This window comes from Mesorhizobium sp. M0663, assembly GCF_040320585.1.
GTDB lineage: Bacteria > Pseudomonadota > Alphaproteobacteria > Rhizobiales > Rhizobiaceae > Mesorhizobium.
In genome coordinates this window covers 92,798-113,446 of the sequence record NZ_JAMYPX010000011.1, presented here as the reverse complement: position 1 = coordinate 113,446, position 20,649 = coordinate 92,798, and the positions used below count along the sequence as shown (strand labels likewise).

Genomic DNA, 20,649 nt, shown 5'->3' with positions numbered 1-20,649 from the left:
CGCGCACCGGCGCCGAAACTGGCGGGACTCTTGATACGCGAAGCGGAGGGGAGTAGTACCGATCCGGCTAAGGCCGCGAGGCGAGCAACTCCAAGCCAAAAGCAGCCGGAATATCAAGCGTTGTATAGTCCCACCTAGGCAATCTCGATTCCGGAAGATCAGTGATAAACCGCTCCAACTCTCCCTTGCTTTGGACGCCAAGTAGCATCTTCGCCCTGTCGAAATAGGCGCTCGATTCGCTGCGGGCGAACACCTCAAAGGCTCCATCATAATCGTGCCGGTAGAGTAGAGTTGTCGGCCACCACATTCGACGCCCGCCATCGTTCTTTGCCCGTGCGCGATCTATCTGGTCGCGGAGATAAAGGATGAAATCGGCCTGCATCATCTGCTCAAAAGAGAACGGTTTCCCGACGCACCTTTCTTTCAACAGATCGGCATGCACAGACACTCGTCGTAACTCCAATCGCTTATTTCGGCCTCCGTTGAGCGAAGGCATACCCGCCCAGAAATGAGCAAAGGAAGCGCTTTTGGGCCCGCCGTGACGGCTTGGGTGATAGTATCGATTCGACAGAAGGTGAGCCGCAAACTCGAAATTCTCGCGTCTCACCAAGAACGCCACAAAGGACAGAAACAATTCGTGGCTGAAGAACTTAAAATTATCGAAATGCCATTCCGTGTAATCGCGGGCACTCTCCGGCGCTTCGTTGAACGCTAGCAGCGCCTCAAAAAATCGATCTGTCATATGGAACGCGTCTTCATCTGATCGGTAGCTCGAAAGCGTCGTCAGAAGGGCGAGAATTTGATTTTCGCAAGGGGTCAAACTTTCAATCGACTGAAAAATGACTTCGTCCAACAATTCGTGCTGCCCTTGAATTCGAAAGGCTGCCAAGCCTTCGAGCACGCTGGCGAGGTAATCTTCGGCTGCACCCTTAAAATTCGGACGGCCCGCTTTCAGACCATCCATCGCAGAGTGGTAAGCGGCTGCGTTTCCAAACAGCTTCGGTTTGTTTTCATCGAAGAATTCGGGCGGCTTTCCGATCGCGGGTTTCACATAAACAGGCTTGTCGAAAATCCACCGAACGAGCTGTTCGAAGTTCTGCCGGTAGAGGTCGTCGGCGCTCAAATCTATGTAAATTCGCGAACCATAGTAGGCGGGTAAGAGCGCCCTCCCATCCGCATCACGTTCCCGGACCACCGCTACAAATTTGGTCTGCTTGGCGCTCGCATAGACCTTTGGCGAGATAATTTGAGACTCTATTCCAACGCCACCGCTTCGCTCATTTGCCCGTTCCACGTACTTAGCGTCACAAACCAAAAGCACCTTGGTGATCGTGTCGTCAGTGATCATCGCCTCCATGAAAACGTGCGGATCTTGCCCCTCGCGAAGATCCCACTTGTCGAGAACGACGTCGATGCCGCTTTGACGAAGCTCGGTCCCCAGTTGAAGAACCCATTCCTCGTGATCAGGGTTCGTCCAACTGTAGGAGATAAAGCATCTCGGTGGTTGTGCTGAAGCCTCTGCCAAGTGCTATCTCCTGCTCGAACTGCCTTTTGCGGTGCCATGTCTATGTCGACGGCGAATCGCAGTTTCGCCTAGACTAGCCTAGTTTTCCGAGCCCAAATCGGGTAGAGTTATCGCGCCGGAACAATCGCAGACTCGGGCAACTGCACCAACCGCTTCGGATCCCACCGGGGCTAACGTCAACGGCTTCCAACAAGCATCTGAAATCTGAGTGCGGAGCGCTGCTCCTGCGCCGTGATGCTATCTGGAAGACGACGTTCTGGTGCATCAAATGGCTGCTCCCGAAAAGCCCGTCATCGAATTCAGCTACCAGTACTACCTGCCTTACGGCACGCAGCTTGACAATGTTCTTGCCGAACTCGTCACCAGCATTGACGAGACGATCGACGCTTTGGCCGACGTACGCCGCAGTGACGGCGCGCTGCCGAACGAAAAGGTCACGGTCGACAGCCTTTCCCCTTCCGTCCTGGCGCTACTGCGCGGCGACGGCCCAACCGGACCCACAGGGCCGACCGGCCCGACTGGTGTCGGGGCCACCGGCCCTACAGGGCCGACTGGCATCACCGGTGCTACCGGCCCCACGGGCGTTGTCGGAGCGACCGGCGTTGGCGCGACAGGTCCGACCGGCGTCACCGGAGCAACTGGTCCGACAGGTCCAACCGGCGTCGTCGGCGCAACCGGTCCTGCTGGCGGCCCGACCGGCGCGACGGTGTCGCAGGCCCGACTGGAATTACGGGTGCAACAGGTCCAACTGGCGTTACCGGAGCAACGGGCGTGACCGGCCCCACTGGCCTCATCGGCCGCGATGCCGGACTGCGCTTTCTGTGGGACACTGGCACGACAGCGGCCGATCCGACGACCGGCAAGCTGCGCATCAATAACGCCACCCTGACATCGGCAACGGCGCTCTACATTTCCGAGAACGACAACGACGGCAACGCCATTGCGACGTCGATCGCGCTTTGGGGTGACAGCACGACCACGGCGCGCGTGGCCTGGTGACGATCCGCAAGATCGGCACGCCTGCGACTTTCCTCCAGGTTCAGATCACGGCCGCGCTGACAGACAAGCGGCACTTGGGATCAATTCACAGTGGCCCATGTAGCGTCCGGCGGCACGTTTTCGAACAGCGATCCCGCCGCCGTGTCGTTCGAGCGCACCGGGAACGTCGGGGCCACCGGTCCGACCGGCGTCACGGGACCGACAGGCATCACCGGACCGACAGGCATCACCGGTGCAACCGGCGTGACTGGTGCGACGGGGCCAAGCGGCAGCCCTCTGCCTCGGATTGCCAGTACCGCCAGTTCGGCGACGCCTACGCCGGATTCGACCAACACCGATGAATATATTTTGACCGCGCGGGCGGCCGCTGCGGCTTTCGGTGCGCCGACCGGCACGCCAGCTAACGGCCAGAAACTGATCATTCGCGTCAAGGACAACGGCACCGCCCGCGCCTTGACGTGGGATTCCATTTATCGCGCGGGCACCGATGTCGCACTCCCCGCAACGACCGTCCTCAGCAAGACCATGTATCTCGGCTTTATCTACAACACGACTGACACGAAGTGGGACTTGGTCGCCAAGGTGAATAATATCTGATGCCGTACTCCCAGACGATCGCACTCACTTCTGGCACATCCTGGGTTGTCCCTGGGGACTGGAACAGCGCGGATAACCAGATCGTGGTTATCGGTGGCGGTGGCGGTGGCGGTGCGTTCGGCGGCGGGGGCGGCGGCGGTGGCGGTGGCGCCTGCTGCTTCAAGACTCATTATGCCCTGAGCGGGGCCGGTCCCATCTCTTACGCGCTTGGTGACGCCGGTGCGGCGGGTTCGGCGGGTGGAGACACCACGTTTGATGCCAGTGCCTTCATCGCCAAAGGCGGCACGGCTGGCGCCAGCGCGACGACAGCGGCAGGCACCGGCGGCACCGCGGCAGCGTCGACGGTTCCCGCCGGCGGTTCGAAATTCAATGGCGGTAACGGCGGTACGGGTGAGTCCGCCGGGTCTAAGCGTGGCGCGGGCGGTGGCGGTGCCGGGGGCACGAATGGAGCCGGTAACACTGGCGTCACCCCGGCTTCAGGCGGCACCGGTGGATCGGCGATGCGGGATCAGGTGGCGCAGGCGGCACATTTACTAACCCAGGGGGCGCTGGTGGTGCCGGTAGCGAATTCTCCATTACCGCAGGCGGCTCGGCTGGCTCTGGCGGTGGCGGCGGTGGTGCGTCAGGCAATTCAGGTGGCGGCGCTGGCGGGAACTATGGCGCTGGCGGCGGCGGGCGAGGAAATGGTCTAGGCACCAGCGGCGCGGGCACCGGCGGCCTTATCATCATTCAATATAATCCGGCGGTTTCGACCGACACGTCTGGCATGTTTCTGGTGTTTTAACCGATCGCCACCATTGGCCGTGACGACGGCAACGGTCAGTTCCGTGGGAGCTTGTGAATCTCCAGTCTGACCGGACCGCCTCTGTCGCAGCTTGTGCAGAACAGACCCCGCTCGACCGTGCTGAACAGCGCATCCTTGCCATAACGCCGGATCAGACCGGCCGGCTTCACCTCGGCATGATGCGAACAGTTTTTGCACCAGGCACGCAGCTTGTGCCATTCGCGCAGATCGCCAAGAGACACATCGAGCCCGGCATGCACGCTGCCTTCCACTATCACTTGCGGTGACACCATGGGCTCGCCTGGCGTGATAATCTTTTCATCACATGCCGGCTGTTGTAGTGGATCAGCAGCATCCCCGGCCGGCGCCGAATGGCGGCTTGCCATGCGGCTTGGCTGACGCTTGAATCCGGCGATCGACAGATGGTTTCGACAAGGGCCTTTTCCTCCCGATCCCAAACCTCGATCCGGAAATTGTCCTCCGCAGTTTTTGCCATAGCTTCGCCGGCCAGCGTCCATTTTGGCGCTTCGCCATCGCTCCTTCCCGCCTCAGGTTGAACCAGAAATAAGGAACATTTTCCTCTCTGGTCAAGGCGCTCTTGACAATTTTGTTCTCATTCTGTTCACTGTCTCTAAAGATCGCAAAAAGAAGCCCTGCGTGCCGCACTGAAACCCGTCCCGATGAGCGATGAACCTATCCGCCTGCCGGATGCAATAGAGCCCGTCACGCGGCCTGGCGTTCAGCATCACAGGTGCGAGCGTCCCGACTGTGGCAAAGATGCAGGATGGGATTCGCCAAGTCGCGGCAGCCATCGCACTGGTTCTGCTTTGAACACCGTTCTGATGGCGAAGTATATCTCTAGGAGCGTGGCAAAGGATGGTCAGCGCCGAAACGACAGAATGAGTATGTCGACCGGGAGATCGACTGCCAGGAGGCGATGGAACCGGGCTTTCAGGTGATCGTCGATTGCATGCTCGAGGCGGGATGGACGCGCGGGGAGATCACGCGGTCGTTGAAGCGGCTCATCGCGCCGACAACATGACCCAGAAGGAAAATGCCAAAGTCGAGGCACAGCTCGCCATCGCTCGCGCCATGATGCGTGCCGGCCGGCCTTGACGATCGCAGGACGGGCGCCAGTATCCTGGCGATGGATGAGAACTACATCTACGGGGAAAGAACTGGCCTGCAGCTCGTTCGCATGGCGATCGAACTCACCTGTCCAGCCGGCGTTCTGCCGAGCGAGGAGGCAGTGAACCTGCTCTATGGACCGCTGCCGGTGCATGAGGGCGAGGCGCTGGCAAAGGCGATTATTGACACCGTCGAGCGACTGACCCGCTGCCCGAACTGAAGTTGCCCAGCCCCGATGATAGGCACCTTAGTCTGAACTGTCTGCGCAATGGTCCGTTGCACAGGCGGCGTCAGGAACCGCGGCGCTCATTCACAGTTGGTAGCGTCATCTCCGGGAGGAGAGTTCGGCGCAAGACAAGGATTGCGCTGATAGGGCCCGCCAGCCATTCCTGGACTTGGCAGGCGGGCCCTTATTTTCCCGGACGCTCCGGATCGTCGCCGAAGCCAAGCAGCGAAGCGTGGCGTATATACTTGTGCTCGCCACGAAGATACTTGATCCGTAGCTTTACGCCTGGCTCAACCCACTGCGTCGCCGGTCGCTTCTTGATGCCGCCCGGAGTGGGCCGGCATGTTCCATGACCCGCTTCCACAGCCGCTCCTTCATGTCGCGCCCCAACGAGATGAAAGCTGAACCGACATACTTTCCGGTGTCGGGATGCGCCAGCAAGGCGAACGCCGCCTTGCCCGGCTCTCGCTCGACGCCGAGCAGTTCGAATTCTTCGACCGTCCAGCTCTTGGTCTTCAGCCAGTTCGACGTCGGGCCACTCCGATATGGGCTGTCGGCGCGCTTGGAGACGATCCCTTCAAGCCCAGCCTGGTCAGCGAGGTAGAAAATCGACTTGGCATCACCGGGTAGAGCCTCGCTGAACTGAATGCGGCTGTTCGGCTTGATGATGCCAAATAGAATTTCCCGGCGCGCCTTGCATCCGATGTCGCGCAGATCGTGGCCGTCAAGATGCATGATATCGAAGGCGCCGAGGATCGTGGCGTAGGGATCGCTGTGGACGGCTTTCTGTAGTGCGTCGAAATCGGGCAGGCCATTCACGCCCGTGACGACCGCCTCGCCCTCAAAGATCGCGCTCTTGACGTCGAGATCCCGCGCGGCCTCGATGATGCCGGTGTATTTCCGCGTCCAATCCGCTCCGCTGCTGCTGAAGGCGCGAATATCGTCAGGGCTGCTTATGATGATCTGGGTTCGGTAGCCATCGAGCTTGATCTCGTGAATCCAGTGTTCACCCTCGGGTGGCTTTGCGACCAGCTTGGGCTCCATCGCACGGATAAACGCCAGCCTCGCCCCGTTCATACAAACTCCACGCCACACCAACCCGATTCAATAAACTTTGAACGTTTCGGTTCCGCGAAGCTCAAAGCCCGCGTCTCTGGGGGGAGGAGATGCGGGCAGATCGGATGCCATTACCGATCGTGCAGCAATATCGTGTGAGGGGAAGGATTTGCTGCGTGCACCGAACCTTCCCCGCGCGCCGGTGTTCCAACTGACCGCAAAAAATCCCGCCGCACTGCCAGAACGGCGGGACCGATCAAGCGCTTTGCACCAGGCGGGGTGGGCGTGGGTCGGGCTTTGCCAAGTGCGCGCGGACCGAAAGTGACCTTAGGGCAACAGCGGCAAAGCGTCTACCAACCGCCGGTTGGCGCGGCGAAGGACGGAATTCGGCCGCCGACAGACCAGGCGTCCCGGGCAGCTAATCGCTCCCAACCAGACGGAAGCGAAAGTTGTTGCGGATGTGGTCGTTGAAGTAGCGACCCTTCGCGAAGGCGGCTCGGAATTCGGCGTAAGTGTCGGGTGGCACGTCCTCGAATTCGTACCGTTTGCCGCTGGCGACGAACCACACCGAGAGGATTTTGCTGTCCGGGTCGTATTCCGTTTTGCGTATGGAGGTGGACGGCATGACGGCGGCTCGATCAAAAGCAGTCAACGATCGGAGAGGCCGGCGCGTTCCTGGGTCAGTGCGGTGCGCCGCGGGCCAAGAGGCCCGACCGCCGTCGGCTCTGGACTTGGCCCTCAATTAGAAGCACTCTGCCCCTCAAGAGGAGACAGGGGTTGGGCAAGTCTCGCTATAATGGTCGAACCGACCAGTGGCGTAAGCCGGGGCGCGTGCGCCAACTGGCTGGCGTTCCGAAGCGGCTCGTGTTCGTGGCCTTGGCCGCGATGGCAGCCTACCGGACGCAGTTCGTCGTGCAACATAGCGATCCTGTGCCCGAGCTCAACGTATCAAACTGGATCGGATCAAAGCCGGCGCCGATCGCCGGTGTCGCGTCTGTCATCGATGGCGATACGATCGAGATCCACGGCCAGCGCATCCGCTTTAACGGCATCGATGCGCCCGAGAGCCGGCAGTACTGCAACGACGCGAAGGGTTCTGAGTATCCGTGCGGACGCCGGGCCGCTAACGCGCTGGACACGTTCCTGGCCGCGTCGAAGCCGGTGCGATGCAGTTTCGTCACTTGGGATCGCTACGGCCGCTTTGTCGGCGACTGCCGGCGGGTGGACGGCTCCGGTGTCGCCTCATGGATGGTGGAACACGGCCAGGCGCTGGATTGGCCGCGCTATAGCCACGGCGCGTACGCGGAGCAGCAAGCAAAGACAGAGGCGGCGAAGGTCGGTCTGTGGGTCGGAATGTTTCAGGCGCCCTGGGAATGGCGCGCGGCGCACGCGGATGGCGCGGCGCCGTCGGGCCAGCCGCTCGGCATCATCGGCAGCCGGCAAGTGGCGCGGAGCTATTCGTGCGAGCCGCGGAGGACGTGCTCGCAGATCAGCACGTGCGATGAAGCCCAATGGTATGTTGGCAACTGTTCGTGGGGCCGCAAGCTGGACCGAGATGCCGATGGAGTAGCGTGCGAAACGCTGTGTTAGTGAAAGACAATCCGCCGAAGGGGTTTGGCGGAACTGAGTGATTGGGTGGGAGGGTGAAATGGGGCTCGGTCGACGAGCCGCAGTTTCGGCTGCGGTAGTCTTGGCGCTTGCAAGCGCCTCGTGCACGACATCGCAACAGCCGCTCAAGAAGAATCCGAGCGCAGTCAGCACTTCAGCGCTCTGCAGGACGCTGGCGTCTACCAAGGACGCGACGTTCCAGCAGGATCTTTACGCTGAACTAACGCGCCGATCGGTGACGCTAGATCAGTGCGCCAACATGATCAGGAAGCAGAACCAGGCGATCGCAGCCGGCGTCGCAATCGCTGCGGTGGGCGCGGCCGTTGTGGTATGCTCGAATAACAACTGCGGCGGTGGGGGCTATGTCAGGCCGAACTATTACCAGGGTGCTGACTGGGACGAATTCTACAGCCAGTACAGCCAACTTGTTTGGGCTTGTCGAGACATCGCGACCGGTCAATTTGTCGACTACAGCAACTGCATGGGCAAAGCGCAGACAGATTGGCGCTGGCCTGCAAAATACGTCTTCTGAAACGAACGCCAGCAAGACGCTTGGCAAGCTGGGGTGAGAATTGAATTACTATATCTACGAGAATTGGGCCCACGATCGGGGGCGAATCCATAGAGCCGACTGTGGCTTCTGCAACGGAGGTCAAGGCACGCAGGCCGGAGCGGGCGACAGGAACGGCCGCTGGCTCGGCCCATTTGACCGAGAATCCGCATTCGCAAAAGCTACCCAGCTCAATGGCGCTGACATGCGCGGCTGCTCAATATGTAATCCCTAAACGACTGTCGGGCGAGGAGGGAGATTTCAGTGCCGCGCGCCGCCGGCCAGGAGGTATCTGTAGCCATTCGTCGTCATCCACCGTGCGCGGGCAAGATGTGTCTCCCATGCCCGGAATGCACGATCCTTCTCCGGATCGATGTGCAGCACGATCCTGGCGACCTCGCGCCAGTCCGCATCTTCATATAGGTAAGCATGCATTCTTCGTCGTAGCCGGTCAGGACCGATGAATTGGGCGCCTCGTCGGCGACGTCGGGGTCAAACAAGGGTTTGCGCATGGCCAAGTTCTAGTGACCGTTAGCCGTGTTGCAAATCGCGGATGCTAAATTCTGAGCCGCTTGGAAAAGCGTTAGCCCCTCCTTGACTCTGCCGAGCGTTTAATTTCAACAGTCCAGCGGGGGTGACGAAAAGTGAAGAAACCTGACGAGGTCTGGAAGAATTGGCATGCATTGAGAGCAGCCAATGAACGTCGCCGCAAAGCAGCAACGTCAGGGGGAAGCCGTATTCCGACAGTCTTACCTGCGGAGACTGCCAATCCGAGATTGCCAAGACCGGCAACCGACATCGTTGCACCTATAATGGAAGTAAGAAGGGGCAGTCGGCGCAAACCCTACCTGTATATTCAACCTCCTGCTGATTTCTCGCTTCGATCGAACTATGAACAGGTCGCGTCGTTCTTCGCGTATCTTCGTTTCCAAATTTATCGTGACAAAATACCATCTGAGCTCCCTAGGGGTGTTGCTTTCGAGGCTTTTCAACGTGCCTCGCCAGGGGCGGCCCTCGTATTGGCGGCAGAGTTATTCCGTTGGCAGCAATTTATCGGGAGAAAGCTCGCCATCCTGAGACACAGCCTCTGGAATCCAGAAATTGATTATCTTTTCCAGAACCTGGGTCTGTTCGATTTTCTTGAGACCCCCAACAAACCAAAGATCCGGCGCCGGCCCGCAGCGCCCCTGGTTGAAATCCTCAAATATCGCAGTGACACTGATGTGGTGGGCGCCAAATGCGACGATTTGTTGGAACATTTGGCGGAAATTTCCGGACCAATACATGCGGCCAATTTCATCTATGACGGGCTCATTGAGGCTCTTAAGAACTCTAAGCAACACGCCTATTTGGAACCCGATGAGTGGTTCGGCGTTCCTGCGGGTACGTGGTTTATGTCCGGTTCGTATAACCGAACTTCGCAGTCCCTCACAGCAGCAGTTTATGACATGGGAGTTGGAATTCCCCGCACCTTGCCCCGGGCTACGATTTGGGAAGGGGTGCGCGGTGTTTTGACTGCATTGGGTGGAACGACCGATGATGCGCAGATGATCAAAGCCGCTATGGAATACGGGCGCACCCGTACCATGGTCCAGGGGCGTGGCAACGGCCTTCCCACGATGATGAGGATCCTCGACCACCACCGTGGATACCTGCGAATTATCAGCGGGACGGGTGAGGCTGTTTATGATAGCGTAGATAGTGTGATAACCACGACCAACCACAGGGTGGCCTTGGGCGGCACACTGATTGAGTGGAGCATTTCAAAATGACGATGGCTCTGAAGAATCGGGTGGCGACGATCAACATACTCAAGCAGTTTTCGAAGACCCCCGGCGGCCGATACTACACTGATGGCCCCGCATCGGGGCAGAAATTTCGTGAGGAATTTCTGCTTCCCGCATTGGCCGCGAACGACCGCGTCGTCGTTGAGATGGATGGGACTAGAGGTTACCCGTCTTCGTTTTTGGAAGAGGCCTTCGGCGGTTTGACCCGCGAACTGAAATGGTCGCCTGAAGAGTTCCGCCAGCGCATTGAACTTCATGCATCGCCGGACTTCGCTGTGTATATTTCAGATATTGAATTTCATGTCAGAAAAGCGAGCGATGGCGGACGGCGCTGAAACCTTCTTCATCTCCGTGCTCGGCGGCGTAGCTTCTGGTTTGGTCGGTTTAACTGGATTGGCCATTCAGCAGCGTTTCACATCGAACACGCAGATGATTGACGCCACCCTTGCGGAACTTGAGCAAATGACCGCGGAATGCGCAGCCAAAGCTTCGGCCGTTTGGATGCTGCCGGGCGACCCCTTGTCGCCAGACGTGGAAAATACAATCGTCAGCCTACACGACATCAATGTTTTCGCGAATTTCGTCACTACGCGCGTCAAGAACTCGCACACTAGAGTCAATTCCGCCTTCCTGAATTTTAGGCAAGCCACTAGCGGCGATGATTTTGATGTGAAGGGACGCCAGCCCGACCCTACCAGGGTGCTTGAGATTCGTTCCACGGCCTCAAAGCTCAAGATTGCGTTTCGAGAGGTGAACTACGAGCGAAAGGCGTTCCACTTTCCGTACCTGGATATCTGAGGCCCGGTTCGTCCGTCCGATCGGGCTATCAGATATCAGGCGCTAGCCGCCTGATCGTGTCGGCCACGTAGGAAGGCGCCAAGTGTGCATAGTGCTTCTCGGCCATTCGAGTATCGCTATGGCCGAGCGCTTCGGCGATGACGATCAGGGGCGCCCCGTTGCGGACCATCGTGCTGGCATAGGTGTGCCGGATCTCGTGCAGCGTCACGTCTGACAGTTTGGCCCGAGCGAGCAGCGCCTTCCACGGCCTATTGTATGTGGACGGCGCCCAAGCCGCGCCGCTTTCCTGCCGCAGCAGCGCGTCGGTGCCGGGACGGTCGCGAGAAAGCCTTTCGAATAGCTCGGCGCCGCCGGCAGGCAATGGGATGTGCCGCGGCTTGCCGCTCTTGCTCTCGGCAATGAAGACAGACTTGTTGGCTGCGTCGTAGTCCGACACACGCAGCCGGGCGAGCTCGCCGAAACGGGCGCCAGTCACCAGGGCGGCCGACACGAGATCGCGAATTGCGCCGTTACTGGCGGCGATCAACGCCTTCTGCTCAGCCGGCGAAAGGAAGCGGACCCGCGCGGCAGTCGTGCCGCGGTACGGCTTCACAAGGCGCCACGCAGCGTCATCAGTAACTAGCCGATTGTTGAACGCCCAATTGAGCGCGGCTTTCAACGTCGTCAGCGTTCGGTTGGCTGAGTCCCGGCGGCGGCGGATAGTTTCCGGGTCCGACAGATCGACGGTAACGACATTTGCCTTTTTGGCGAATTTGCCGGTGCGCAACCGCTTCTGCGCCGAAACCATGCCGTCGCGCCAGGCACGAATCTTTTCTATCGAGAGATCCGCGACCTTCGACGATCCGAGCTTTGGTCGAATGTGGAACGCTGCCCTTGTCTTCGGATCGACTTCATGCCCTCGGCGGCGCGTGCTTCGAAATACCGATCGAGCACGTCATTTAGAATCAGCGCCACAGGGGCATCGTTGCCAGCCTTTAGCGATTTGAGCCACCCGCGAGCCGCGTCCTTTGCCTGCTCATGCGAAAGGATGGTTGAACCACGGCGGGGATGAGATCGTCGGCGCGGCCCAGCTTGATCTTGACGCGAGTGCCGTCGCTCGAGCAGCGATGCTGCCAGCCAAGAACCGCCACGGCCATAGCTCCCGCGGCCGCGCCCGTAGCCCAACCGCAAACCGGGATTGATGATCTCCCATTCGGGAGCATCCGAGTAAGAAAGAGCCGCCCGACTAGTTCGGCTGGATAATACGCTGCGGCGCTGCGCCATATTCGCTCCGAAGATTTTCGTTGCCAATTTCGTTGCAACAAACCCGCCCAATCGCAGATGGTCGCGTCTACACAATAGCGCACATTGACCTTTTAAATCAAACGTGTATGGCTGATCAAAGTTGTTCATGAATGTTCAAGATGCCGCCCTCTCACGGCGGGAACAGCGGTTCGATTCCCCTTGGCTTACGAAAATCAATGACTTACTTTTGGATGCGTCATTCGGTCGAATATCCGCCGAATAAACGTCCGCGTAGACCAGCGATTGAGGCGGCGTGTCCGCGCCAGTGTGAGTTCCCATCCGCGTTCCGCGTGGCCCCGATCGCAGCTCCCGCTACGGCGCACGCTTTCTTGCCAGCGTCGAGCTCGATAGCCCGGCAATGGCCAGTTTTGTTGTCGGGCAGCTGTGGGTGGTCGCTCACTACGAGGACATGCTGGAGCGCGGCAGTGAGCTCGCCAAGCGGTGAACGGCGCAGCCGACACGATCCTTAACCGCATCATGGATTCCTCTTTGCGTACCTGGCTACTGATAGTGAGGCTAGAGATCGAGCCGTAGTGCTGTGCGCGCACCAGCATGTCGAACATCGACTTGTCGTTGCTGAACTCTGTAGGTGCCTCAAGCATTAGTTCGCTGAAGATGCGGTTCTCCGCATCAGAGCGCACTCCCCGCATAATAGAGGGCTTCAGTTGCCACTTGGCATCAGACTCGCCACGGTAGCAGCGAGCGCCACCTGTCATCTCAGGGAGCTCGAACACCCGTTGCAGGTATGCCGTCACGCTTTCGACTAGCAGCGGCTTCTTCGTGCCCCGGTTCGCTTCATAGTGGAGGTCGCAATCTTGGCCGCCCCAGCCGACTTGGGACGAGGAACCATCCTACGTATATGTGAGGTCATCCGCCGTCCGCTCCATGCCCCTCATGTGCATAAGATAAACAAAGGCAGAAAATCTACAAGTTCATCCTCGTCTAAATTGAGCTTACTTCTTCCAAGAGCTTAATCAGTCGACCATTGAGTCTTTTCGTTTTGTTCACGAGGTCGATCGAAGATTTCCGTAAACCGCCTTTATAAATGATAGGATTGCAAATAGCATCATCATTACCATTGCAAGTGTGAATGCCATGGTCACATAGTCCCAGGTGGGTTGCAGCTTCCCTATGGTTTCGCGGGTCAGAGGGAAATTTAGCCAAATCCTTATGGCATTGCAGAAGCAAAAGAGGACCACAACGGCAGCGGCGAAGCCTATAGCGATCGCTTTAAGGCGTGCCGCAGTTGTGGAAACAGTAATCAATACGAAGAAAATGGCGAACAGAGTGGAAATGGCCAACGCTGTGGAAATGACCTGATCGTTGGCATCTGAACGCATTATGTACGTGTTTTTGAAGAGCGTAGCCCAGCTAGAAACCCAGCCCTGAAGAAGCTCTGGCGTGACCTTTCGAATAAAGTCAAAAATCTCTTCTAAACTCATCCGCCTGAGCTCTGGAAGAGCGGCATTGGTATGGCTCCCAACACTCGGCCATGCTTGTCGCGAAACTCGTAGAACGCCGGCGCAGGCCCCCAGGCGTTAGAAAAGGGGGTGAGCACGTCAAAGCTGATCGATCCGTCGCGCGAAAGCCCTGTCGCCTCTTTGTTTTCTTTGAAGAAGGCCGCAGCGAAGAAGTCGGATTTTATCGGGAAAACAGGCGTGACCGTAACGTCCTCAACCTTGCCAAGCTTTCTTCCCTCATACTGTTTCGCGGAGTAAGCGAAGAAGCTTTGGAAGCCACCCCCCGTCACGCCTCCTGGGATCGGTGCGATGCCAATTTTTCCGGTAACTTCGAGCATTGTGTCGTGCGGATCATCTGGTTCGCTTGGGAAGAATACTCTCACATCATCCTGCCACCCATCGGGAGGTAAGTCCGTACCCTGAGGTTCGTTCCCAACTTGGGTGGCGGGAGCGCAATTTCCTTCTTTGCCATTTCGTTCTTCGTCGTCGGCCGTCCCCATGAACTCGGCAGGCGTCCTTTCTCCGAGGTTCCCATGTTGGATGCAGCCACGCACTGGCCTGGGGCTGATGTCGTCACGCAATCGAGGCGTGGGTAGTTCGACTGTCGCGGGAACATAGGTCTGAAATGGCCCAGCGATAAACCAGGTGACTAGGAGATCGCTGTTGGGATCGAGGTTTTTAACACAAGAAATGTAACGTCGCAGCTTGCCTTTCTTCTCGACCCAGGAGCTGGTTACGAAGTTGAAGTTGCCGACGTGATGTTCCTGACGGGTATCGCCCTCACCGCAGGTTTTCGCTTCGGCCGATACAACCCCGACTACCAACGACGCGGCGAGCATTGGAAGCATTCTGGATCGCGATTTCATAGTGACCACCCGACTTGGCGGCACAATGCTGCCCAAAAATCGAGAAACTGCAATCATGCCAGCTTAAAAATGCAACAAATATCCTCACGAATTGTCAGTGCGATCACTGTCACTCTCCCGTTTTCCGCTTTAGCTCACTTTGAGGCTCTCTTTTTGCGGCAACGAGAAAGACGCTCGCAAGCAGGTCAAATCGCTTGCGCCTGCCGTAAGAGCTCCACCGGCGGCGCGCCATGACGACGGCCCGCCGAAGCGAGCACCGCGAGCAATCGGACAGCAGGCACAGCATTCAATCCCCGAAGGCGTCAGTCGACATTCGACAAGAGACATATGGCGCGGCGCGAGCGCTGGGGCTTACGACTGACGGAAGCGGCTCTCAATCCGAGGCGATGCCGTTCTTGATCCGTGTGAGGTGGCTTTCGCCTTCCTCCGGGCCGAAGCAGCTTTCGAAATCATTGCATTCCCGGCAACTGGGCGCGCTGCACAGCGAAAAACCTTCGGCCTCGCAGAGCTTGCGGTAAAAGTATCTCTTCCATTTCATGTTTTGGGTGTTGCCGGCCGCCAGCGTCGGAAAATGCGAGGCGAGCAGGCGGCCGAGGTCGGTTCGATTAAAAAGGCCAAGGTCCTGCCAGAGATGGTCATTGCGCATGGCACGCCGGGCGATGATCTTGGCGAAGCGGGCGCTCGCCGGGTCGCCGGGCCGGGCATGCGCCAGCAGCAGTCCGCGCAGAAGTTCTTCCTCCAGATCCGGCTCGGGCTCGCTCACCTCTTCCAAGGCAAACGCGTTGATAGGAATAGCAGGGAAACAGCGGGCCAGGACATCGCGCAGCTCGGCGCGCGAAAGGCCGGTTGCCTCCGTCGCCGTCGCCTCGCCGGCCTCGATCTCCTCGAGCGCACGTGAAAGCACACAGGCAAGCACATGCTGGTCGAACCTCCTCTCCAGCTCGATCTGCGGCCATTGGCCGGTGCTGAGCCGGGCATAATGTTGGGCAAATATGGTGCGTTCTCCTGGTTTGTCCTATCAAATCATGCAGAGACCCGGCCTGCCGCAACATGGGTCGGGCAGTTCTTCGGGTATACGCAGTCGCGGATCGCCTCGCGGTCGAGTAGTTCGGCAATTTTCGTCTGGTCCATCGGCTCTGTCGCAAATTCTGTGATTGGAAGAGGCGTTTCGCGAGCCCCCGCCCTGCCGTTTGCGCCTCATGGGGAACACTGGCGCCGGAAATGCCCCCGCAGAGTTGGAGGTGGACCGTGCAGGACAAACGTCGCGTGCTGAGTGCGGCCACATGGTCGGCCCCATTCAAGCCCGCCAGACTCTCGGTTGAATGAGTCCTCAAAGCGGGCAGCGGGTGAGTTCCAGCGCACGTTCAGGACAGGATCGCGCGCCCCGCGATGCAGGCAGTTCCTCCCCTACCGCAACTTCAATGTCACCAGGCAGGATGTAGCCCTCGTCATCAAGCTTGAAGATGTCCGGCGCTTGCGCCGCACATCGCGCGTGACCCTGGCATTTGGCCTTTTGGACGATGATGCGCATGGCGCTGCCTCCATTGTCTGTGCCCCGGCTCGGGGCGGGCCTAAGACCAGTCCAGGATCAAATTTTCGATCCCGAACACATGGCCGCCAGAGGTTACGGGTGCCGTACCCTGCTTGATCCTGAAAGCCGGGATGCGCGCCAGCCACTCCTCCAGGCCAATGACAATCTCCCGCCGGGCAAGGTGTGAGCCAAGGCAACGGTGGGGACCATAGCCAAACGCTGCGTGGCGATTGTCCTCCCGCTCCAAATCGATCGTGTTGGGGCATTCGAATTCCGCCGGGTCACGATTGGCAATCATCGTGGCGCAGGAAACATAGTCCCCCTTCCGGATCGGCGCGCCTTCGAAGTCGATATCTTTCGTAGCCACGCGGATCAACTGAATGGGCGGATAGGCCCGCAGCAATTCTTCGGTTGCGAGCGGGATGCGGTCCGGTTCGCTCCGCAGCAATTGCTGATCTTTGAGGTTGCGCGCGAGGTACGCCAAGTCAAAGCCTATAGCTGCTGCGACCGTGTCGAGCCCAGCGACGAAGACAAGCACGCCGATGCCGCGGACTTGGGTGTCCGTCAGCGGGCGGCCCTCGACCTGTGCCTGCACGATAAAGGTCATGAAATCGTCAACCGCCTCCTGGCGGCGCATGGCTGCAAGTTCGTCGATGAATGCCACGATCGTCCGGGCAGCCACAGGTCGTTCCTTATCGTCGCCGTGGAGCAGATCTTTCCCCCAGCCGACGAATGTATCGAGTCGGTCATCGGGCAACCCCAGAAAGCGAAGAAAGGTGCTCACCGCGAAAGGAAAGGCAAAATCCTTCATCACCTCGCAGCTTGTGCCCGACGCGGCGATCCTTTCGATCAGCTCGACCGCCCGTTCGCGGACAGCCGGTTCCAAAGCCAACACCCGCTTTGGCGAAAGCAGCGGATTGAGCAGTGAGCGAAAGACGCCATGGGCCGGTGGATCGAGCTCAAGCGGGATCGTCGGCCAGTTTTCACCCAGTATGGAGGAGAAGATGCTGCGATGGCTGGAAAAAGTCTCTGCGTCCTGCAGCACCTTCCGCTGGTCCGCGGCACGGGTGATGACCCAGGTACCCCGGCCATCTTGCGTGTTGTAGCGGGAGTAAAAGATCGGAGGCCCGTCATGTACGCAAGCGACAGCTGCGTGTGGATCCCCGTTGGGTGTTGGTGGCATGCCTGGCGATGTAAACAGACTGAAGTCCCTCACCATTTCGGGCGGGACATGATCTGGAACGGGGTTGGTCGCCATTTTGTGTTCTCTACATTGGCGTTCATGGCTCGATTGAGATTGCACCGCTGTTCATAAAGTCGATTTCCAGCATGGGCACGTCTCTTGTCGGGCGCCTTCTAGATTCTGTCGCCTGATACAGCCCACCTGCACCAGCGCGGATGAGATCGGTTGCGAAGTCGATCAGAAGGGGCATCTCCGCCGCGCTGCGGTCATGAAGCAAAGCCGCCGCTTATCCCCGTTAGGGTTGAGAGGCTGGTCAATCACCTCTGAGCACCGTGACGCACTGCTGATGCCCTGCTGATCAAATTGTCGAAGCAAGTCGCGTGCCGGATAGGCGTACCCATGGCGCTGCACCAATCGATGCCAGCCTGCACTGGGCCCGCCGCTGATGATCACCTGTCCATCATTCTTAGGACAACGTCCGACAACCGACATCCGTGGTCGGTTTTGTCGAGTCCGCGACATCGGGCTGTTCGGCTTGGCTGCTGCTGCACAGCCTTCCGGTCGACGAGCGAGGAGATCGCTCGCACGGCCCGGATTGAGCAACGACGCGATCCAGCGCAAGGATCGGGTGCGGTCCGACAAGAACCGACGGCGCTTGCGCGCGATGATCGGAAATATCAACAAGGTCGAGCCGCGCTTCGGTTCGGCGCTGATGGCGTATGCGTTTTATCGCTCGCAGGCGCTGCAAGGATTTTCGGTCAGACGGCGATGCACTCGTGTGCAGCGGTCCGGCCGACGACGAGCTTGACTGTATCGATGCGGTCAATTCCGGCGTGCACACCTGACCGGCCGTATGCGCTACGACGGCAAGCTCTATCGCACATGGACCTATATTTCCTCGCGAGCCGCTGTCGGAACGTGGAGCCGAGTCCTATGGCGGCCGGTTCAATCCGAGGGCCTGTCGGCTCTACACATCCCTGTCGGTCGGACCGGGAACGCGTGGCAGACTCTCGGCCAGAAACCGCCAGTCGCTGCGCTCGCGTTCGCCTTCCTTGCGCGTGCCGAAGAACTGGATGATCATCTTGCCGTCGGCGCCATAGGCTTCAATGGACGTGACGTGACCGTCCCTCGTCGGCTTGCGCACGGCCCAGACCTCGCGGATGTGATGGGTCCTAAGATGCAGATGGAAGGTCTCGTCGAGCACATTGATCCGCGGCCCGATCTGCTTGACCGACTTGATCGGGCCGGAATGGATCTGGATGCAACCATGATTGCCGACAAAGCACATGATCGGCATCTCGTCTTCGGCCGCCTGTTGGAACAGGGCGCCAACGGCATCATTGTCGAGCAGCCAGGCGTAATCCTCGTCGGCCATACGCATCGCCTGGCAGCGGCTGAGCTTCAGGGTCTTCAACATATGGTAGAACTGATGCACGTCGCTCAGCCGGCTCCAGTGCTCGCGTAGGTCGTCGACCGTGGCGGCTTGGTCTGGACTCACTGCATTATCGAGCGCCCCGCTCGCCTCGACCGATATGATCGGCTCCTGGTCGGAGGATACAAGCTCTGCCGCCAGATTCTGATAGGCGTGCAGGTTCGAGGCGGGCCTGAGATGTACTTTGTGCATCGCCTCGCCGGTGGCATCAAAGAATTGCAGGCTGCGGCGGATCTCGGCTCCCTCGCGCTTCTCGACGGCGAAGCCATACGCCCACGCTTTCGGGAAGATGCGCAGGTCGATTTCGTCGCCGAGCACCATGGCATGCTGGTTGCCGGTGACCACTTTGTCGTAGACGCCGATCTTTTCGTGCACGGCACTTTCATTGCGGGTGAGCGCCATCACCTCGCCGACCGCTTCGAGGCCGGTCAGCAGATCATCGACGCGCGGCTCGATGCGCACCGCGCCGTGACCACAATGCGCCGCGACCAATTCGGCTTCCGAAATGCCCAATCGAGCGGCGAGATCATGCTCCCGGATTTTCGGATTGTCTTCGCACGCCCGCCGGATTTCGTCCGGCGACGGTTTCTCGCGCTGGTCCATGTCTTACCCCTGCTTCCACCTACGTGTAAGGATCAGCTGCCCTGCCGGGGAATCTTCAGCCGATAGGGCGTGCCGTAATGCTCGACCCTGATCTGCTGCTGGCCCGTGAACAAAGTGTCGCTGGACAGCGTGCGCACGTCGTCGCACCCGCGCGAAAACCGGGGGTGCTGTCGGAGCGGCGAGACCCGAGGGGCACGAGCAGGCACATGCGATGGAATCCCATCGAGCCGGCCGGCGGCCACTGGGCGGTGGTGAGCGATTGTCGGTGTTGTCGCAATCGGCCAATCGGTCATTCGGATGCCACAGGCCGCGCTGCTTTGCCAAACAAAGCGTATCTGACCCAGTCCTGACATGTTGCTCCCTTGCTTCGCCCCATCGATCGCGAGGGCACCCACGACACGATTGTGGATCGGCAGTCTCTTGCCACCTCGCCAGTGGAGCTTCAAAAACCGTGCCAATGCGCCGAAGCAAGCTCAGAAGGAGTCTTCTGTAATGGTCATTGGTTTAATGTGAGTTCAGCCAACAACTCAGGCCCAACATCCCGCGTGGCGGACCCGACAAACCCGACAGTACGTGTCGGTTGGCCGACACCTTCGCAGCAATGGACTCACAAGAATCACCGCAGGGTCAGAGATGCCGCGCTGTGTTGAAACGGTTTTCGCTTTGGCACGGTGCATGCAGCGTGATGCGCAAGCAGGTCCCGGACTGAGGAGAATGGAGCCATGATTACGCTCACCGACAACGCTGTTGCCGCCATCAAGACTGCTCTTTCCCGCGCCAGCGAGCCGGCGGAAGGCTTTCGCATCATGGTCCAGGCCGGCGGCTGCGCCGGCTTCAAATACTTAATGGGCCTGGAGAGCGTGTCGCGCGAGGGCGACGCGATCACCGAGACAGATGGGATCAAGCTGTTCGTGGACGCGGGCTCCCAACCGCATGTCGCCGGCATGACCGTCGACTTCCTCACCGGGCTCGAATCTTCCGGCTTTGTCTTCGATAACCCCAACGCGCGCGAGAAGTGCGGCTGCGGCAAGTCCTTCAGTTGATCGCCCGAAGCGCCTGTGCGGGTCCATGAAGCGATTGCCGCCGACGGACTCATTTGCGGCAGAGGAGGCTTATATGGCCGGCACAACAGATGTCCCTGTCCTCAAGAACAAGGCAAGGTCGAAGCCGATCTTGGGACCGGCAATCGCTTCAGGTAGGATGCAAAGAACGTCGCCTCCCGAAACAGTTCG

General features: G+C 59.2%; 26 protein-coding genes and 2 pseudogenes. 13 read left to right on the top strand and 15 right to left on the bottom strand.

What is annotated here, in order from left to right:
- Positions 1-67: 67 nt before the first annotated feature.
- Positions 68-1,525: a toll/interleukin-1 receptor domain-containing protein gene (locus NKI54_RS20010; RefSeq protein ID WP_352692247.1), complete on the bottom strand. Its 1,458-nt coding sequence runs from the start codon at positions 1,523-1,525 to the stop codon at positions 68-70.
- 268 nt (positions 1,526-1,793) lie between these two features.
- Here NKI54_RS20010 and NKI54_RS20005 point away from each other — a divergent pair, with 268 nt between their 5' ends.
- From NKI54_RS20005 to NKI54_RS19990, 4 genes are all read left to right on the top strand, one after another.
- Complete coding sequence (locus NKI54_RS20005) at positions 1,794-2,300, top strand: hypothetical protein (RefSeq protein ID WP_352692246.1); 507 nt, start codon at positions 1,794-1,796, stop codon at positions 2,298-2,300.
- Entirely contained in the window at positions 2,297-2,524 is a 228-nt protein-coding gene (locus tag NKI54_RS20000) for a hypothetical protein (protein WP_352692245.1), read from the top strand. Before NKI54_RS20005 ends, NKI54_RS20000 begins: the two co-directional genes overlap by 4 nt.
- Before the next feature lie 90 nt (positions 2,525-2,614).
- Positions 2,615-3,121, top strand: a complete 507-nt coding sequence (locus tag NKI54_RS19995; protein WP_352692244.1) for a hypothetical protein — start codon at positions 2,615-2,617, stop codon at positions 3,119-3,121.
- Positions 3,121-3,813, top strand: coding sequence for a glycine-rich domain-containing protein (locus tag NKI54_RS19990; protein WP_352828437.1), 693 nt, complete (start codon positions 3,121-3,123; stop codon positions 3,811-3,813). Before NKI54_RS19995 ends, NKI54_RS19990 begins: the two co-directional genes overlap by 1 nt.
- Positions 3,814-3,940: 127 nt before the next feature.
- Here the strand turns inward: NKI54_RS19990 and NKI54_RS19985 are convergent, their stop codons facing one another.
- On the bottom strand, positions 3,941-4,423 hold the full coding sequence (locus NKI54_RS19985; protein WP_352692242.1) for a hypothetical protein: 483 nt from the start codon (positions 4,421-4,423) through the stop codon (positions 3,941-3,943).
- Positions 4,424-4,824: 401 nt separating this feature from the next.
- Here NKI54_RS19985 and NKI54_RS19980 point away from each other — a divergent pair.
- Both NKI54_RS19980 and NKI54_RS19975 read left to right on the top strand, forming a co-directional pair.
- Positions 4,825-5,021 (top strand): annotated as a pseudogene (locus tag NKI54_RS19980) (hypothetical protein).
- Between the two features lie 31 nt (positions 5,022-5,052).
- Positions 5,053-5,253, top strand: a complete 201-nt coding sequence (locus tag NKI54_RS19975; RefSeq protein WP_352692240.1) for a hypothetical protein — start codon at positions 5,053-5,055, stop codon at positions 5,251-5,253.
- Between the two features lie 285 nt (positions 5,254-5,538).
- On the opposite strand, the gene NKI54_RS19970 is transcribed toward NKI54_RS19975, so the two are convergent.
- Together NKI54_RS19970 and NKI54_RS19965 are read right to left on the bottom strand one after the other, a co-directional pair.
- On the bottom strand, positions 5,539-6,336 hold the full coding sequence (locus tag NKI54_RS19970) for an ATP-dependent DNA ligase (protein WP_352692239.1): 798 nt from the start codon (positions 6,334-6,336) through the stop codon (positions 5,539-5,541).
- 397 nt (positions 6,337-6,733) lie between these two features.
- Complete coding sequence (locus tag NKI54_RS19965) at positions 6,734-6,940, bottom strand: KTSC domain-containing protein (RefSeq protein ID WP_352646961.1); 207 nt, start codon at positions 6,938-6,940, stop codon at positions 6,734-6,736.
- A 152-nt stretch (positions 6,941-7,092) separates the two neighbouring features.
- On the opposite strand from NKI54_RS19965, the gene NKI54_RS19960 reads away from it, so the two are divergent.
- Both NKI54_RS19960 and NKI54_RS19955 read left to right on the top strand, forming a co-directional pair.
- Positions 7,093-7,905 (top strand): thermonuclease family protein, encoded by an 813-nt coding sequence (locus tag NKI54_RS19960; RefSeq protein WP_352692238.1) that lies wholly within the window; start codon positions 7,093-7,095, stop codon positions 7,903-7,905.
- 100 nt (positions 7,906-8,005) lie between these two features.
- A complete protein-coding gene (locus tag NKI54_RS19955; RefSeq protein WP_352692237.1) occupies positions 8,006-8,455 on the top strand; it encodes a hypothetical protein in 450 nt (149 codons plus the stop codon).
- A 279-nt stretch (positions 8,456-8,734) separates the two neighbouring features.
- On the opposite strand, the pseudogene NKI54_RS19950 reads toward NKI54_RS19955, so the two are convergent.
- Positions 8,735-8,985: pseudogene (locus NKI54_RS19950) on the bottom strand (DUF2285 domain-containing protein).
- Between the two features lie 132 nt (positions 8,986-9,117).
- Between NKI54_RS19950 and NKI54_RS19945 the strand changes: the two are divergent.
- From NKI54_RS19945 to NKI54_RS19935, 3 genes are read left to right on the top strand one after another with little or no spacing between them, the layout of a single operon-like run.
- Positions 9,118-10,245: a hypothetical protein gene (locus NKI54_RS19945; RefSeq protein WP_352692236.1), complete on the top strand. Its 1,128-nt coding sequence runs from the start codon at positions 9,118-9,120 to the stop codon at positions 10,243-10,245.
- Positions 10,242-10,595, top strand: coding sequence for an STAS-like domain-containing protein (locus NKI54_RS19940; RefSeq protein ID WP_352646953.1), 354 nt, complete (start codon positions 10,242-10,244; stop codon positions 10,593-10,595). The genes NKI54_RS19945 and NKI54_RS19940 overlap by 4 nt, the downstream gene beginning before the upstream one ends.
- Positions 10,579-11,058, top strand: coding sequence for a hypothetical protein (locus NKI54_RS19935; RefSeq protein WP_352646951.1), 480 nt, complete (start codon positions 10,579-10,581; stop codon positions 11,056-11,058). Before NKI54_RS19940 ends, NKI54_RS19935 begins: the two co-directional genes overlap by 17 nt.
- Before the next feature lie 28 nt (positions 11,059-11,086).
- Here the strand turns inward: NKI54_RS19935 and NKI54_RS19930 are convergent, their stop codons facing one another.
- From NKI54_RS19930 to NKI54_RS19895, 8 genes are all read right to left on the bottom strand, one after another.
- A complete protein-coding gene (locus NKI54_RS19930) occupies positions 11,087-11,845 on the bottom strand; it encodes a tyrosine-type recombinase/integrase (protein WP_352692235.1) in 759 nt (252 codons plus the stop codon).
- Positions 11,846-11,871: 26 nt separating this feature from the next.
- Positions 11,872-12,450 (bottom strand): hypothetical protein, encoded by a 579-nt coding sequence (locus tag NKI54_RS19925; protein ID WP_352692234.1) that lies wholly within the window; start codon positions 12,448-12,450, stop codon positions 11,872-11,874.
- 65 nt (positions 12,451-12,515) lie between these two features.
- Positions 12,516-13,058, bottom strand: a complete 543-nt coding sequence (locus NKI54_RS19920; RefSeq protein ID WP_352692298.1) for an FRG domain-containing protein — start codon at positions 13,056-13,058, stop codon at positions 12,516-12,518.
- 288 nt (positions 13,059-13,346) lie between these two features.
- The gene (locus NKI54_RS19915; RefSeq protein ID WP_352692233.1) at positions 13,347-13,784 is read right to left on the bottom strand and encodes a hypothetical protein; all 438 of its coding nucleotides are present in this window, start codon (positions 13,782-13,784) and stop codon (positions 13,347-13,349) included.
- Positions 13,781-14,641 carry a hypothetical protein gene (locus NKI54_RS19910; protein WP_352692232.1) on the bottom strand — a complete coding sequence of 287 codons (861 nt, stop codon included), beginning with the start codon at positions 14,639-14,641 and terminating at the stop codon, positions 13,781-13,783. Before NKI54_RS19910 ends, NKI54_RS19915 begins: the two co-directional genes overlap by 4 nt.
- A 400-nt stretch (positions 14,642-15,041) precedes the next feature.
- Complete coding sequence (locus NKI54_RS19905; protein ID WP_352692297.1) at positions 15,042-15,662, bottom strand: nitrogen fixation protein NifQ; 621 nt, start codon at positions 15,660-15,662, stop codon at positions 15,042-15,044.
- A gap of 336 nt (positions 15,663-15,998) precedes the next feature.
- On the bottom strand, positions 15,999-16,199 hold the full coding sequence (locus NKI54_RS19900; RefSeq protein WP_352692231.1) for a ferredoxin: 201 nt from the start codon (positions 16,197-16,199) through the stop codon (positions 15,999-16,001).
- A 40-nt stretch (positions 16,200-16,239) separates the two neighbouring features.
- Complete coding sequence (locus tag NKI54_RS19895) at positions 16,240-17,457, bottom strand: cytochrome P450 (protein ID WP_352692230.1); 1,218 nt, start codon at positions 17,455-17,457, stop codon at positions 16,240-16,242.
- A gap of 520 nt (positions 17,458-17,977) precedes the next feature.
- Here NKI54_RS19895 and NKI54_RS19890 point away from each other — a divergent pair.
- Positions 17,978-18,190, top strand: coding sequence for a hypothetical protein (locus NKI54_RS19890; protein WP_352692229.1), 213 nt, complete (start codon positions 17,978-17,980; stop codon positions 18,188-18,190).
- 159 nt (positions 18,191-18,349) lie between these two features.
- On the opposite strand, the gene NKI54_RS19880 is transcribed toward NKI54_RS19890, so the two are convergent.
- The gene (locus tag NKI54_RS19880; RefSeq protein WP_352692228.1) at positions 18,350-19,417 is read right to left on the bottom strand and encodes a hemin-degrading factor; all 1,068 of its coding nucleotides are present in this window, start codon (positions 19,415-19,417) and stop codon (positions 18,350-18,352) included.
- A gap of 32 nt (positions 19,418-19,449) precedes the next feature.
- Positions 19,450-19,554, bottom strand: a complete 105-nt coding sequence (gene hemP, locus NKI54_RS19875; RefSeq protein WP_352692227.1) for a hemin uptake protein HemP — start codon at positions 19,552-19,554, stop codon at positions 19,450-19,452.
- Between the two features lie 585 nt (positions 19,555-20,139).
- On the opposite strand from hemP, the gene NKI54_RS19870 reads away from it, so the two are divergent.
- Positions 20,140-20,460 (top strand): HesB/IscA family protein, encoded by a 321-nt coding sequence (locus NKI54_RS19870; RefSeq protein ID WP_023678237.1) that lies wholly within the window; start codon positions 20,140-20,142, stop codon positions 20,458-20,460.
- The last annotated feature ends 189 nt before the right edge of the window (positions 20,461-20,649 follow it).